12 protein-coding genes are annotated in these 15,639 nt (G+C 51.3%); 9 read left to right on the top strand and 3 right to left on the bottom strand.

The window, feature by feature from the left end; translation table 11 throughout:
• Positions 1-126: 126 nt before the first annotated feature.
• Complete coding sequence (locus tag V8I28_RS10155; RefSeq protein WP_341780009.1) at positions 127-1,110, top strand: acyltransferase; 984 nt, start codon at positions 127-129, stop codon at positions 1,108-1,110.
• 299 nt (positions 1,111-1,409) lie between these two features.
• Here V8I28_RS10155 and V8I28_RS10150 read toward each other — a convergent pair whose 3' ends face one another.
• A complete protein-coding gene (locus V8I28_RS10150; protein WP_341780008.1) occupies positions 1,410-2,951 on the bottom strand; it encodes a tyrosine-protein phosphatase in 1,542 nt (513 codons plus the stop codon).
• Between the two features lie 449 nt (positions 2,952-3,400).
• Here V8I28_RS10150 and V8I28_RS10145 point away from each other — a divergent pair, with 449 nt between their 5' ends.
• Both V8I28_RS10145 and V8I28_RS10140 read left to right on the top strand, forming a co-directional pair.
• Positions 3,401-3,724, top strand: a complete 324-nt coding sequence (locus V8I28_RS10145) for a type II toxin-antitoxin system MqsR family toxin (protein WP_341780007.1) — start codon at positions 3,401-3,403, stop codon at positions 3,722-3,724.
• Positions 3,725-3,739: 15 nt separating this feature from the next.
• Positions 3,740-4,726 (top strand): type II TA system antitoxin MqsA family protein, encoded by a 987-nt coding sequence (locus V8I28_RS10140; protein ID WP_341780006.1) that lies wholly within the window; start codon positions 3,740-3,742, stop codon positions 4,724-4,726.
• 122 nt (positions 4,727-4,848) lie between these two features.
• Here the strand turns inward: V8I28_RS10140 and V8I28_RS10135 are convergent, their stop codons facing one another.
• Entirely contained in the window at positions 4,849-5,796 is a 948-nt protein-coding gene (locus V8I28_RS10135) for an NAD(P)-dependent oxidoreductase (RefSeq protein WP_341780005.1), read from the bottom strand.
• Between the two features lie 284 nt (positions 5,797-6,080).
• On the opposite strand from V8I28_RS10135, the gene V8I28_RS10130 reads away from it, so the two are divergent.
• The 4 genes from V8I28_RS10130 (at position 6,081) to cydC (ending at position 12,175) form a co-directional block, all read left to right on the top strand.
• Positions 6,081-7,535, top strand: a complete 1,455-nt coding sequence (locus V8I28_RS10130; protein ID WP_233670414.1) for a cytochrome ubiquinol oxidase subunit I — start codon at positions 6,081-6,083, stop codon at positions 7,533-7,535.
• The gene (gene cydB / locus V8I28_RS10125; protein WP_341780004.1) at positions 7,528-8,538 is read left to right on the top strand and encodes a cytochrome d ubiquinol oxidase subunit II; all 1,011 of its coding nucleotides are present in this window, start codon (positions 7,528-7,530) and stop codon (positions 8,536-8,538) included. The genes V8I28_RS10130 and cydB overlap by 8 nt, the downstream gene beginning before the upstream one ends.
• A 167-nt stretch (positions 8,539-8,705) precedes the next feature.
• Positions 8,706-10,442 carry a thiol reductant ABC exporter subunit CydD gene (cydD, locus tag V8I28_RS10120; RefSeq protein ID WP_341780003.1) on the top strand — a complete coding sequence of 579 codons (1,737 nt, stop codon included), beginning with the start codon at positions 8,706-8,708 and terminating at the stop codon, positions 10,440-10,442.
• The gene (gene cydC / locus V8I28_RS10115; protein WP_341780002.1) at positions 10,439-12,175 is read left to right on the top strand and encodes a thiol reductant ABC exporter subunit CydC; all 1,737 of its coding nucleotides are present in this window, start codon (positions 10,439-10,441) and stop codon (positions 12,173-12,175) included. Before cydD ends, cydC begins: the two co-directional genes overlap by 4 nt.
• A 672-nt stretch (positions 12,176-12,847) precedes the next feature.
• Here the strand turns inward: cydC and V8I28_RS10110 are convergent.
• Positions 12,848-13,825 carry a polyprenyl synthetase family protein gene (locus tag V8I28_RS10110; RefSeq protein WP_341780001.1) on the bottom strand — a complete coding sequence of 326 codons (978 nt, stop codon included), beginning with the start codon at positions 13,823-13,825 and terminating at the stop codon, positions 12,848-12,850.
• Positions 13,826-13,930: 105 nt separating this feature from the next.
• Here V8I28_RS10110 and V8I28_RS10105 point away from each other — a divergent pair, with 105 nt between their 5' ends.
• Both V8I28_RS10105 and V8I28_RS10100 read left to right on the top strand, forming a co-directional pair.
• On the top strand, positions 13,931-14,839 hold the full coding sequence (locus tag V8I28_RS10105) for a 1,4-dihydroxy-2-naphthoate polyprenyltransferase (RefSeq protein WP_341780000.1): 909 nt from the start codon (positions 13,931-13,933) through the stop codon (positions 14,837-14,839).
• A gap of 128 nt (positions 14,840-14,967) precedes the next feature.
• A complete protein-coding gene (locus tag V8I28_RS10100; RefSeq protein ID WP_341779999.1) occupies positions 14,968-15,543 on the top strand; it encodes a xanthine phosphoribosyltransferase in 576 nt (191 codons plus the stop codon).
• Positions 15,544-15,639: the final 96 nt, after the last annotated feature.

Raw genomic sequence — 15,639 nt, 5'->3', positions numbered from 1 at the left:
TAAAGGACTAGGCTAACCATTGGAAGATGATTTCCGAATGTGGAATTCTGCATGCTTGTTTTGGCCTTTTGTTTGGAAAGTAGCTTATTCAATGGTAATTGACTTTAGTTTGAAAGGAAGATGATGATGAAAAGGTATTTGCCATTTGATGCTCTCAGAGGCCTCGCAATTTTAGGAGTCATTTTAATTCATGTGTCTGGGTACTATATGATTGTCGGTGCACCAGCCGTTGTACTTAATCAGGTAGGCCGCTTTGCTGTTCCAGTTTTTTTGATTTTATCTGGTTGGGGACTAACTATTACTGACTCCTTAAAAAATGGTTATGGTAATTTTCTAATTAAAAGATCTCGGAAAATTTTACCACTCTATTTAAGCTGGTCAGTCATTTATTTTGCGTTACATATTTTGCGAGGAAGCATTAAGCTTAATCTAAAGACGATGGTGCAAGTATTCATTTTTGGGAGTAGTGAATATCACATGTATTATGTCCCGCTGTTGTTTTTCCTTTACATTACGTATCCATTTTTTCTTAGAGTCAGCCGTTATGGGTTCGGGGTGTTTTCTACTCTCGTGGTAACGCTTCTGAGTATGTATGTTAGTATTTTTAATGGGAGTTTATCCTGGTGGGGAGGTCCAAACGTGTTCAGTTGGATTGTCTACTTTTCGTTTGGAATATGGATTGGATTGAACTTCGATAAAGTGACACCAAGATTAAGATCGGTAAGGATTCGTTTTATTTTGGGAGTATTGATGATTTTGTCGTTCGCTCTGCTGTTGCTTGAAATGAAATTACTAAGGGGCATAACGTCATTAAAGATTGTGGATTTGATGACTTCGATGAAGGGTTCCGTAATCATTTATTCAATAATTATGGTCATGATATTTATGTCATGGAATATTACAACTCGGCTACTTATTAAAATTGGTAAGCACGCGTATGGAATATACTTGTTTCATCCTTTGCTGTTAATGGTTTTAAATAGAATAATAGGTGGAAGAAGTTCAATAATCATTATGCTGCTGGAATATATTGCAACTGTTGTTATCGCATACTGCTTGACGAAGATTGCAGTAAGCCTTCAAAGAACATTAAAAGAGCGTATTGGATAGTTGATAAGTAGAGGCTATTCCTTATCAAGTAGGCAGTTAAATAATTGAAAATTTACGTTATTTTATGAACGACATGCTTCTGGTGACCTTTAATTTTCCGGAGTCATGCCGTTCAATACTTTTCGGCTCTTTGTCAACCGGTATTGATGAGGAGAATTTGAGCGGTAAAGAAAAAAGAGATGGCATGAATCCATCTCTTTCATGTAATATTAGGCTACTGTTGCTACTGAAAAACGATTGATCTTAGGCCAAGTAAGTGTCAAGTTGTAAATTTAAAGCTAATCGTAGGTGGTTATTTACTAGCGTTGGTGATTCACCTGATGCAACTTAACCTTAACCACATGAGCCTTCAGAATCCAGCCCTTGTGCCCGGCATGGTCCTTAACCTTGTAGTAGGTGTGGGTCTTACCCTTAATCTTGATACGTTCAACGTTGGTTAACTTCCACGTCGTCCGTTGGTGCTTCTTAGTAGTCTTGCCCAGGGACTTTTGCAGATGAGCGTCCTTGAATAATTGCTTACGGGCCTTCAGCCGGTAAGTGTACTTGGTGCTTAGCTTCTTACTGGAGACAATCTTATTCTTGGCCTTCTTGACCTTTTTATGTTTGTGAGGTTGGCTTGCGGTCGTCGCGTTCGCCGCTGGCGTCAATGCCGGCGTCAGGAAAGGTGCCGGGGTGATTGGCGTTGGAAGTGGCGCGGGTGCCGGCATTGGTTTGGCTGGCGCCGGACTAGGTGCGGGAGTCGGTTGCGTCGGCGCGGGCGCCGGCGTTGGTTTGGCCGGTTCCGGGTTGGGCTGGGGTGCCGGCTTACTTGGTTCCGGTGTCGGTGCTGGTTGGGTTGGTGCCGGAGTAGGGGCCGGTGTTGGTTTAGGCTTAGCCGGTGCTGGGACGGGATCCGGCATGACCTTATCGCCTTCCTGGTAGGCCTTATTGGTGCCATCGGTTGAGACTAAGTACATGGCCCGCAGCTTTTCTTGTTGTGGCCGGGAGAAGCCAATGACGTTGGTGATATAACGGTTCATCGTCACGTAGCGCGTCTTGATTTCACGGAAGTATTCCTTGAGCCAAGCCAGCTTCACCGTTCGGCCCGTTTGGTAGGATTGCATGAAGTCATTCGTGATGGTCTGTTCATCCATCCCCAGAATCGACATGATCAGCACTGTGGCAATCCCCGTGCGGTCCTTACCCGATGAACAGTGGTAGAGGGTCGCGTAGTTATTTTGCAGCAGCATATTCAAGAAGTGGTTGTAACCCTGAATCGCCGATTGGCCGAATTCCAGCTGCTGGACGTAGAAGCCGCCGTCACCGGCGAAGTCCGGGCTCAGCGCGACACTGTCGGTGTAGGCCTTTTCGCCCAGGATGGAAATACTGGTATTGTCCACGCCGGCGATGTGTTGGTCGGGCAGGCCGCTAATCTGGCCATCGGTCCGGAAGTCGACGATGGACGTCACGTGGTAATTCGCCGCGAGAATGTGCTTATCGGAATTGTTAATCTTGTTCAGATTGTCCGAGCGTAACAGGCGGTGCGGCCGAATCTGGAACTGGCCGTTAGTCGTCTTGTAGCCGCCGATGTCGCGGGTGTTCTTGGTTCCGGATAACTTGACCAAGGTATCGTTGACGTTGCCGTACAGGGCAATCTGTTCGGCCATCTCGTCTTTGGTCAGGCGAGACTGGATGATGGGGTCGGTCTGGCTATTGGTCGTCCGGTTTCCCGTGGCTCGCGTCTCCGTGGCCAGTGAGGCTTGGGCGTTGGTAGCGGCACTAGCGCTCGAGACCCCGACGCTCATCAGCGAGAGAACGACGCCGGCGAGGCTTAGAGATTTGACAATAGTTGATCGATACATGGGTGAGACTCCTCCTAATTGGGTCAGTGATTTTTTATGACAAGCATTAGATTATCAAACGAATGTATCGGGGATGTAGATTCTTTGTATTAATTTTGTAAAGCCGCAAAAAGATGGGAATATAATTATGTTTATGGGTACGGTATCAGGCATGCTAAGTAAGCGAAACAATTGTGAATCACGTAAAATAGAATTTTGACAATTTAAAGATGGCTAACATCTTAGATGAGCTTTGCTGGAATTGAATCGTTAGTTCCAGCATTGACCGGATACCGCATTTTATTGGGCATGCCTGGCATTTTAAAAGTTACATTTAATACCGTCCGGTTAGGAGCACGACGCTTATCAATTGTGTGAAACCAGACTTAAACATTTTGTTGATTCGTAATTATTGCTACAAATTTGTAGCAGTGATATGATAACTGTAGACATAAGGGTGGGGGATGGCCATGGGTTCAGCTAGTGAAGCGACAATTCGACGATTCTTGCAAGACTTTAAAAAAGCCCTCAGTCACGGCGACTGGGAAATTGTTCAACGTAGAGTGGCATACGCTCAGGTAACTGAAATGACGCCCGAATCAATTAAAATTGTACTCATGAAACTGACGCCTGGTGATTACGTTAAGGGACCAGAATGGGATAGAGATAGACCAGGTGAATACCTGTGGGTTTTCTATAAAAATGGCGAAACTGAAAAGCGCTTATACATAAAATTAAAACTCATGAATGGACATGCCAAGGTCATTTCATTTCATGAAACAATTTACGATTAATGGGGGGCGATATTAATGAAAACGGAAGTAAAGTCGGTAGATGAGTCCTACACTATCCGCGGAGAAAAGGTTGATGTTGTGACGAGTGCCCGCTTTGACGTAGATAGTGGTGAACAAGTATTCGATGAAAAGCTTGATAATCAAGCAATTTTAAGCGCATTCGATGAATACCGAAGGAAGCATGGTATCATTTCTCCTGAGCGCATTAAAAGAGTGCGTCATTCGTTTGGCTTAAGTCAAAGAGACTTCGCGACCCTCTTAGGATGGAGCGCGACGACCATTGCCACTTATGAAACGGGCTCATTGCCTTCAGTGGCGAATAACAAGATATTGCTGGCCTTAGAGACGGATCCTGATGTGGCGCAACCGTTGTATGATACCTCTAAGGAAGCAATGACTGAGCGCGGTAAGGCGGCATTTGAAGAAAACGTTGGTATTTCCGGAGTAGAACAATCGAAGAAATTCATTGAAAAGGGAATTAATGCACTGTTTACGGACATTAATTACTCCGAATTTTCGGGATATAATGCCTTTGATTTAAAAAAGTTTTCCAATATGGTTTTATACTTCGTGATTAATGTGCCAGAACTGACGAAGACCAAACTCAATAAACTGTTGTTTTACGCGGATTTTACCCATTTTGCACGTAACACGGTTTCAATAAGCGGGGTTTCTTATGCGCGGCTCCCTCATGGCCCGGTTCCGGATCAATATAGTTTGTTGTATGGATCCATGGAGAGCGCTAAGCTTATCGTTGAGAAGGAAATTAGTGTAGGTCAATATGATTGGAGTTACTATGCGTCCAACGCAGACTTTAATGCAGAATTGTTCTCAAAGGAAGAGTTAGCAGTTATGCATGCCACGTTGAAGCGCTTTAAGGGTATGACTGCCAAGTCAATCGCCGCTTTCTCCCACAAGGAAGAGGCTTGGATTGATAATGAGAATGCAGAACTGATTTCGTATGACTACGCAAATTCATTGACTATTTTAAATGAAGGCTAGTAATGCTCTCATTCTTGCGGAGACATTTTTATATTCGCTGTCCCGAGATTTCGGAAAGGTACAAAGGAAAAAATGCACCAGCTCTTTTTGAGCTAGTGCATTTTCTCTTGTTCACAAGTTACTTAGTATCCCAACGCCACATCCGTCAAATTAACCGGCAAACTACCATCGGCCACCCAACTGGTCAGGTTCTTCTTAAAGATGTCCAGTACGGGCTTGGTGTTTTCCTTCGCAAATCCGGTTTGGTGCGGGGTGATCAAGACGTTCGGATAATCCCACAGCCGGGAGTTCTTGTCCAACGGTTCTTCCTCGAAGACGTCTAGCGCCGCGTGCAGCACGTTTTGATAGAGCAGGGCGTTCATCAACGCCTGCTGGTCCACCGACTTGCCGCGGCCCACGTTGATGAAGACATTGAGCCCGTCCAATTGCTTGAAGAAGGCGTCATCGAAGTAGTGTACGGTGGCACTGGTTGCGGGCATGGCGTTAATCACCGCGTCGGCATCCTTCAATAAAGTATGGTCGTCGGCCAGACTCACCGTGTCCTTGAAGCCGTCTACCGGATGCCCGGAGCGGTTCACGCCGTATGGCTGGTTACCGAAGCCATTTAACAACTTGGCAATCGCCTGGCCAATGCTACCGGTCCCGTAAATCACCACTTTTTGACTCGCCAACAAGCCCAAGTCATTGCGTTCCGGCTGTTGCCAGAAGTGGCCGGCCTGATTCTTCACCGCTTCATTGAAGCCGCGGATGAAATACAGCAAATAGCCAATCGTGGATTCCGCGATTGATGGGGAATAGACCCCGCTGGCGTTGGTCACCTGGACGTTGTGCGCCTTAATCCAGTCGAGTGGCAGGTAGTCAATCCCGGCACTGACCGTTTGAATCCATTTCACCTGGTTATTCGGCGCCATCAAGGCTGCCGGGCCCACCTCGTGATCCCAGCCAAAGATAGCGGTGATGGGCGCCTGGTTCTCCCAGTCCGCCGCGGTCACAATCTCTGCGCCGGTCTGTTCCAATTGGGCCCGTTGTTCCGCCGTTAAGGGTTGTAGGGCAAGTACGCGTTCTGTCATGCTGAAAACCTCCTCATACCAATTACTTATCTTTATTTTAGCACGACTTTGCCCAATTTCCGCGTTAAATTTGAAAGCGCATGCATTATTTTTCACCAGTCTGACACACTTTTTCATAAGTGTTACGAAAGTCAGCGAACAAAGATCACATGAATTTCGAATATATTCCATCATCTTTGGGGATATTAGTAGTCAACCATTGAAAATTCACTTATCACTAGATATAATGAACTCAAGACAGCAATTATTTATTTACACTAATAACGTTTGGGGAGGTTAGAAAAATGCTAAATCTTGGTCTGGATATCCTAGGCCTAGCGCGATTCCAATTTGGAATGACCACTGTCTTTCATTTCTTCTTCGTTCCATTTTCAATCGGGTTAGCCTTCGTGGTGGCGGTCATGGAAACCATGTACGCCATCAAAGGTGATGAGGACTACAAGAAGATGGCGCAGTTCTGGGGCAAAATGTTCCTCTACAGCTTCGCCGTCGGGGTGGTTACCGGTATTATTCAAGAATTCCAATTCGGGATGAACTGGTCCGAGTACTCCCGGTTCATGGGGGACATCTTCGGGGCACCATTAGCCATCGAAGCCCTGGCCGCATTCTTCTTGGAATCCACGTTTATCGGGATGTGGATGTTCACGTGGGACCGCTTTAACAAGTGGGTCCACACACTCTTTATTTGGCTCGTTATGTTCGGGTCTTCACTATCTGCCCTGTGGATTTTGGCGGCCAACAGTTTCATGCAAAATCCTTTGGGCTACATCATCAACCAAAAGACTGGTCACGTGCAAATGGTCAGCTTCGGTAAGGTGGTCGGCAACCCCCAGCTGTGGAATGAATTTCCACACGTCATTTTCGGGGCTTTTGTAACCGCTGCCTTCGTAATCGCCGGCTGCTCGGCTTGGCGGTTACTGAAGAAAGACCACGTCGGCTTCTACCGGAAGTCATTAAACGTGGCGCTGGTGATTGGGTTAATCTTCTCGCTGGGCTCCATTGCCAGTGGGGACCTACAGACCCGTTACCTGATTAACAATCAGCCAATGAAGTTCGCCGCTATGGAAGGGCTCTACAAGAACTCGACCAACAAGGGTGAATGGGCAGCGGTTTCCGGGTTTGACACGAAGCAACACAAGACCACCTGGTCCGTCGACGTGCCGTACGTCTTGAACTTATTGAGTTATCACAAGACGACCGGGACGGTTAAAGGCATGAATCAAGTCAACAAGGACATGCACGCGAAGTACGATAAGAAGTTCGGCAGCGACATGAACTACTACGTCCCAACTAAGACGCTGTTCTGGAGCTTCCGGATCATGGCAGGTGCTGGGGCCCTGTTTGCCTTACTCGCTATCGTGGGCTTAATCTTCAACCGTAAACGCTCGCAACTGATTATGAAGCAACGCTGGTTCCTCTACATTTTAGGGCTGTGCCTGTGGCTACCGTTCGTGGTCAACACGGCCGGTTGGTTCGTCACCGAATTTGGGCGTTACCCATGGATTGTCTACGGCTTACTGACGATTGCCGATGCCGTTTCGCCAAATGTTTCCGTGGCCTCGCTGCTGACGACCAACATTGTTTACTTCGCGATGTTTGCCATCATGGGATTAGTCATGATTATCCTCTGCCACCGGACGTTAAAGGCTGGTCCGGACGCCGAGAACACGGATGGCTACTCAGCAGGTGATACGAAAGAGTTAGATCCTTACTCGAAGGGGGCGTTCAACCATGACTAACCTACAATTCCTGTGGTTCATTCTAATTGGTGTGTTGTTCAGTGGGTTCTTCTTCCTTGAAGGGTTCGACTTCGGTGTCGGGATGTTGGTGAAGAGTTTCGCCAAGACCAGTGACGAACGCGACGTGGTCATCAAGACCATCGGCCCGCACTGGGACGGTAACGAAGTCTGGCTGATCACGGCCGGCGGGGCGATGTTCGCGTCCTTCCCAATGTGGTACGCCACCTTATTCTCCGGATTCTACCTGGTCTTGTTCCTGATTCTAGCCGCTCTGATTTTCCGGGGCGTGTCCTTCGAATTTCGCGCCAACATGAAAACGGATACCTGGCGGAACTTCTGGGAATGGGCCGCTACCATTGGCAGCTTCTGTGCGGCATTTCTCTTCGGGATGCTGTTCACTGCGATGATTGCCGGCATGCCGATCGATAAGAACGGGGACATGACCGCCCACTTCGGCGATTACGTCAACCTCTTTTCCATCGTCGGTGGGGTGGCCGTCACGGTCCTCTGCCTGGTTCACGGCCTGAACTTCATTCGCCTGAAGACCTCCGGGAGCCTGCGCGATCGGGCCCTGTCCTGGAACAAGATTCTTTATCCGGTGCTCTTCGCCGGTGAAGTGGTCTTCGCCATTCTCCTGTTCTTCTCCACGGACTTCTTCGACAAGAAGCCGATGACCACCACCGCGATTGTCGTGGCACTGGTCATCTTCACGGTGCTGGCTTACTGGGGCGTGCTGGGGAACCATGAGTGGCTGTCCTTTATCGGCAGTGGCCTGTCGCTCATCAGCGTGGTGGTTCTGATCTTCAACGGGTTATTCCCACGGGTCATGATTGCCAACAATCCCGCCAACTCGCTTCTGATTAAGAATTCATCGAACTCGCCTTACACGCTGCACCTGATGACGATTCTCACGTTTAGCATCCTGCCAATCGTGCTGGTCTACTTCATCTGGAGTTACTGGGTCTTCTACAAGCGCTTGGCGTCACCTAAGCAAAGCGCGTAGTCATTAAAACTTGATTTCGGGGATGTCGTCTTCGGGCGGCATCCTTTTTCGTTGGCGGGGATGTAAGCGGGGAATTCCCCGAGTAACCGCGAATGTAAGCGCTCGAAAATTAACGGTGAAAGCTGTATCATAGCAGTAAGACTTACTTGTTTAGAGGGGGCGTTATTTTGATTGATAAACGGGTGTTTAAATTTCCAGGCGTCAAGCCCGCGGCGGCCATCATGGCGGTCTTGACGTTCGTTCAGGCCTTCATGATTATCTTTCAGGCGAAGTACCTGTCGGTGGCCATCGTGAACCTGTGGCAACTAAAATCGGTGCGGACGATTGTGATGCCGCTAGCCTGGTTCGCCGTGGCCTTTCTGGCGCGGCATTTCCTGACCCTGGCGAAGAACTGGCTGCTGTATCCCTTCGTGGAAACGACCACCAAGACGTTGCGCAAACAGTTCATGGCCAAACTCTTTGACCTGGGACCCAGTGTCGTCGCCCAGAAGGGGACCGGTAACGTGGTCACCATGGGGCTGGAAGGCATCGACAAGATTCAGACCTATCTGATGTTGATTATCGGTAAGGTGTTGGACCTATCGTTGACGCCGTGGATCGTGTTGATTTACATAGCTTTGATTCAGTGGAAGGAGGCCCTGTTCCTACTGGCCATCTATCCGTTGATTATCTTTTTCATGATTATCCTGGGCTTGGCGGCGCAGGCCAAGGCCGACCGGCAATACGCGGGGTACCAGCGGCTGTCCAATCACTTTGTGGACACGCTGCGGGGGTTGCCCACGCTCAAACAGTTGGGGTTGAACAAGACCTACGCTAACAACGTCTACCAAGTGAGTGAGGACTACCGCAAGAAGACCATGTCGACGCTGACGATTGCCATGACGTCCACGTTTGCCCTGGACTTCTTCACGACCCTGTCGATTGCGATTATCGCGGTGTTCTTGGGGTTCGGTCTGATGGACAACACCATCCAGCTGTTGCCCGCGCTGATCATCCTGACGCTGGCGCCGGACTACTTCGCGCCGATTCGTAACTTCGCCAACGACTATCACGCCACGTTGAATGGCAAGAACGCGTTGACGGCGGTCTTAGACGTCTTACAACGGCAGACGCCCAGCGGCCGGGAGCTCTTGGCAGAACGTGACCCGGTCTGGCAAGACGGCGACGAGATTAAGCTGGAACACGTCAACGTGAGTTACGGCGATGCCCAGAAGCCCACGCTCAAGGACCTTAATTTCACCGTTAAAGGCTTTCAGAAGGTCGGCATCATTGGGGCCTCGGGTTCCGGCAAATCCACGCTGATTAATACGCTAGGGGGCTTTTTGAGCCCGGACGCCGGTCAGATTAAGGTCCGCGATACCGCGGTGCCCCATCTGGACCAACGGGCTTGGCAACGAAGCTTCGTGTACATCCCCCAAGCGCCGTACCTGTTCCACGCGAGCTTGCGTGATAACTTGGCCTTTTACGCGCCCACGGCCAGCGACGAGGCCGTCACGGCCGCCGCGGCCAAGGCCGGGCTAAGTGACTGGATTGCCACGCTACCGGACGGGCTCCAAACGCCGATTGGTGAGGGCGCCCGGGGCGTCAGTGGCGGTCAGGCCCAACGGATTGCGTTGGCCCGGGCCTTTCTGGACGACTCTCGGCGAATTCTGCTCTTCGACGAACCCACGGCGCACCTGGACATTGAGACCGAGGTCGAGTTGAAGCAGACCATGCTACCGGTCTTCGACCACCATCTGGTCTTCTTTGCCACCCACCGCTTGCATTGGATGAACGAAATGGACTACATCCTGGTCATGGACCACGGCGAGATCGTCCAACAGGGGACGCCCGCCGAACTGGCCCAACAGGGTGGGGCCTACGTTCGCTTACGGTCTGAAATGGAAGGAGCGACTGTCAAATGAAGGGATTCTTTGCGACATTTAAACACGATCACTGGGTCATGCCCTACCTGCGCCGCTACAAGAAGCTCCTGGTCTTGGTGCTCTTCTTGGGCTTCATGACCTTCTTCTGTGGCGGAGCGTTGATGTTTAACTCGGGCTACCTGATCAGTCGGGCGGCCACCCATCCGTACAACATCCTGATGATTTACGTGCCCATCGTCTTGGCGCGGGCCTTCGGGATTGGGCGGCCGGCCTTCCGGTACGCGGAACGCCTGACCAGCCACAACTGGGTCTTGCGGATCGTGTCCGACTTTCGTAAGCGGCTGTACGAGGCCGTGGAGAAACAGGCGGTCGCCATCCGACAGACGCACCAGACGGGGGATGTCCTCAGCATCTTAGCCGAGGACATCGACCACATCGAAAACCTCTATCTGCGGACGGTCTTTCCGTTGGTGATTGGCTGGCTACTGTACCTGTTCGTGGTGATTGGTATCGGGTATTTCAACTGGGCGTTCGGCCTGTTGATGCTGATTTTACTGGGGGTCATTGTGATTCTCATGCCGCTACTGTCTGTGACGGTCAACGGTCGGCGGGAGTTCCAGGCCCGGCAGGTTCAGCGGACCTTCTACACCCAATTGACGGACGCCGTACTGGGGTTAGGGGACTGGTTGATTTCCGGTCGCCGGCAAGACTTCTTGGCCCAGCAGGACGCCCCCATCGATGAGATTGCATCGTTGCGGCGGTCCGACCATCATTTCCAGTGGTGGCGGAACTTCGCGATTCAATTCATCTTCGGTGCCGCGGTCATTCTGCTGGTCTGGTGGGCCGGCGTGATGTTTACCCACAACCAGGCGGAGGCCAACTGGGTTGCCGCGTTTGGCCTGGCGCTATTTCCAACGGTGGAACCCTTCGCCGACATGAGCCAGGGGGTCAGCGAGTGGCCGGTCTACCAGAGCTCGATTCAGCGGGTTAACGCCTTGGACGAGGCCGAACCGCAGCGCGTTACCCAGACCAAGATTGGCCCGCTGGAAGAATTGAAATTGGACCACGTGAAGTTTACCTATGCGGGCGCGCAGCGTGAGGTGATTGACGACCTGTCGTTGACACTACACCCCGGGGAGAAGCTGGCCTTACTGGGGCCGAGCGGGACCGGGAAGAGTACGCTCTTGAAATTAATTCTGGGTGACGAGACGCCGACGAGTGGCGAGATTACCCTAAACGGCGAACCCATCTCCCGACTACAGGATCAGCGGGCCACGCTCTTTGGCGTGCTGGACCAGCAACCGTATCTGTTCAATACCACGGTCATGAATAACGTGCGACTTGGGAATTTGGCCGCGACGGACGAAGAGGTCATGGCGGCGGTTAAGGCCGTGGAATTAGACGACCTGATTACCCGGCTGCCGGCGGGCTACCAGACCCAGGTTCAAGAGGCCGGGAGTCGCTTCTCTGGGGGCGAACGGCAACGTCTGTCGCTGGCCCGGATTCTCCTACAGGACGCGCCCGTCATCATCTTGGACGAGCCCACGGTCAGCCTGGATCCCATCACGGAACAACACCTGCTGGACACGGTCTTTGACGTGCTACACGACAAGACCATCATCTGGGTGACCCACCATCTGGCCGGCATCAACCACGTCGACCAGGTCCGCTTCATCGAGGACGGCCACTTCGACATGCAGGGGACCCCGGCGGAACTCTACCGCGATAACGCGCGGTTCCGGTCACTGTACGATTTGGACCGTGGTCACTAGCGTACTGGAAAGATTGATGAAGTTGTAGCGAATGTGTGTTCGTTTTAAATGGTTTAAAAAATCCTCTGATTGGGTTGGTCAGAGGATTTTGTGTTGCCTGTAAAACGTGGATCGAGTCCAGCGTTTGGCCCTCGGACGGGTGATCTAAGGGCAGGTGTCGTGTGTGCCTGTATCTGGTCGTACGTGAAGAATGTGTTTTTCATGCTGATGGGTGGGTTACGATTTTGATGATTGGGTAAATGGAGCTTTATCTCATCGATTGGTTGAAAGCGGACATTTTTTGATTAAGTGCTGGGCTCAACTGTCATGATACGGATTGGCCGAAATATTCGCAAGCGAAGGGGTCCGCAATCGTCTTTAGCCATTGAGTAGTTGAATCGAAGAACTGTTCGGTTGGGGGATGACACTGACAGTGGGTGTTTGGGCGGGTGATTGGTTGGACGGGTCATCCAAGTTGAAGCGTCAACGATCGCAAAAAGGCTGGGGAAAAGTCCCCAGCCTCGTGGTATTTGGAATGAAAAGTCTGCCGCCACACCCTTGCGGTAAAGCCGGATAGGTGAGACGATTTCCGGGCAAAATCGGTCAGCGGCTCAGCCTTTAAATGGCTAAAGACGATTGCCCCAGCAAACACGCGACTTCTGCCGACGATTCCTGTATAGTGGAGCCTACGAGCTAATGGTCGCGGCGTAAGAGCATCCCGGTTAATTTCGCCAGGTCCGCTTGATTCTGGCCGGCCGGCAACTGGGCAATCAGAGCCAGCGCCTGGTCGGTCAGCTTATCGGCCAATTGCCGGGCCTGCGCGACACCCGCGTGTTGGGTGACCAGCGCCTGAACGGCCGCGATGTCATCGGTCGTCATGGCCGATTTCTTCTTCAACAGGCGATGGAAGTCCCGTGGCGCCCGCGGAATCGCCAAAATGAGGGGCAGGGAGTAAACGCCGGAGCGCAGGTCTTCCAGCACCGGTTTGCGCGTCTTCCGCGGATCACCGGCGTAGTCGAGGATGTCGTCGAGGATCTGATAGGCACTCCCGATGGCGAGCCCAATCTCGCGGGCGTGGTCGCTGACGGTTTGCGGGGCCGCCGCTAACTTGGCGCCCTGATAACAGCTCAACGCGAAGAGTTCGGCCGTCTTGCCTGCAATTTCCTTGAGATAGGCGTCAATGCTGACGTCTTCTTGATAGTTCAGGGCCATCTGGCTCAGTTCGCCCTGGAGGATTCGGTGCATGGCATCGATGTGGTTTTGAATCAGATCGCGGTCGGCCGTGGACTTGAGCACCTGATTGAAGTAGGCTGTGAACATGAAGTCGCCGGCGTAGATGGCGTTGCGTTGGCCGTACTTCATCTGAATGGTGCGCACGCCGCGCCGGGTCGGGGATTCGTCGATCACGTCATCGTGAATCAGCGTGCCCACGTGGAGGATCTCCAAGGCCGCGGCGCCCGCTTGGAGCTGGGCCGGGGTGGCCTGATTGCCAAAAGCGGCGAATAAATAAAAGTAACCGGGGCGCAGAAGCTTACCGCCGGCGTTTAATAAAGCTAATATCTTACTGTGGATGGGTTGGTTATCTAACTGGACCGCGGCTAACAAGTAATCTTGTAGCGCGACGAGTTGCGGTTCCACCTGGGGAAATTGCCGCCAAAGTTGTCGATCCATACTGCACCTCACTATATGTACGTTAAAATTTATCTTACCGACATGTGGAAACGTTGTCAAATAAAGGTTATCATCTAATTAGAATTCGTTTTCGGGGGGATTAAATTGACACTCAATATCTTTTTAGAGTTAGTGGAAATTAAGGCGAAAATTGCCTCAATCTGGCCCTTTTTGCTGGGGCTCATCTTTGTGCAGGCCAACTTCCACCAGTTGAACTGGGCGGTGACCGGCTGGTTCTTCATCGCCATGTTGCTCTTCAACATGGCGGTCGACATCAACGACAACTACCAGGATTACACGCGCGCCGGCAACCAGGCCGCGGAGTGGAAGAAAAAGACCAACATCATTGGCGTACAGCACTTACGGGTCAACCGGATCTTCGCGTTGATGGCCAGTTTTGCCGTCGTGGCCGGCGTCATCGGCCTTTATTTGGTCTGGGTCACGGGCTGGCCGCTACTGGTCATGGGGGTGCTGTGTTTTCTAGTCGGCTACCTGTACGCCGGCGGCCCCCGTCCGCTGTCCGGGACGCCGACGGGGGAGTTCTTCGCCGGCTTCACCATGGGCTACCTCATCATGTTGATTACCGTCTACCTAAACCTGTATCAGACCGGCCAATTCACCGGTGCACTTCTCCTGCGGGTGTTACTGGCCTCGGGCATTGCCGTCATGGCGATTGCCGCGCTGTTACTGGCCAACAACATCTGTGACGCCAAAGAAGACCTCGATTTGAACCGCAAGACCATCGTTTATTATCTGGGTAAACAACGCGCCCTGTGGCTATTTGCCGGCTTTTACGTTGTCGGGTATCTGGCGTTAATCGCCAGCGTCTTGCTGGGGGATTTGCCGAAATGGTCGTTGCTGTCCCTCATCAGTATCCCACTAATTTACAAAAATGTGGCGGCTTTTTTCCGAATTCAGGTCAAAAAACAAACTTTTATCCTGGCCGTTCGTAATCTGGCGCTTCTCGCGTTAACCACGGTCTTAGCCGAATTGCTGGGCTTGTGGATTGGTTAAGGCTTGGTAAATACCGGCGTTGGCCGTTGCTCTTTTAAGGTTGAATCGGGTAAACTAGACTTAAACGGGTTGGCCGGTAGCCAAATGGTGGCGGACCAACCCAAACTACTAATGGAGGCCGCATTGTCATGAAACTTTTAGAGGACCGCATTCGTCAGGACGGAACCGTCTTACCGGGCAACGTCTTAAAGGTCGATAACTTTTTGAATCATCAGGTTGATCCCCAATTAATGGACCAACTGGGCGCCGAGTTCGCGCGTCGCTTTGCCGATGCCGGCATCACCAAGATCTTAACGGTCGAATCTTCGGGAATTGCGCCGGCCGTCATGACGGGGCTGCACCTGAACGTCCCCGTGATTTTCGCCCGCAAGCACAAGAGTCTCACGCTCACGGACCATCTTTACACGGCGAAGGTCTTCTCCTACACCAAGCAGGTTAACAACGACATCTCGATTGACCGGCGCTTCCTGAGCCCCGAAGACCGCGTCCTCATTATCGACGACTTCTTGGCCAATGGGCAGGCCGTCCAAGGCTTGTTAGACATCGCCCGGACCGCACAGATTGAGGTCGCCGGTGTCGGCGTGGTCATCGAGAAACGGTTCCAGAAGGGCCACAAGCTGGTGGTCGATGCCGGCATTCAATTAGAAGCACTGGCCAGCATCGCCGCCTTCGAGGATAACACGGTTATTTTCGCCGAGGATTAACTAAACACCTCGCTTGTTTATTCACCGCGCAAACTTTAAAATGTATCATGTGAAGTCTCAAAGCAAGTGAACGAATCATTTAAAATTGAGTTAGAA

Source organism: Levilactobacillus sp. HBUAS70063 (assembly GCF_038374745.1).
GTDB lineage: Bacteria > Bacillota > Bacilli > Lactobacillales > Lactobacillaceae > Levilactobacillus.
Note: the sequence above shows the minus strand (reverse complement) of the source record. Positions and strands in the feature narration are given on the sequence as shown.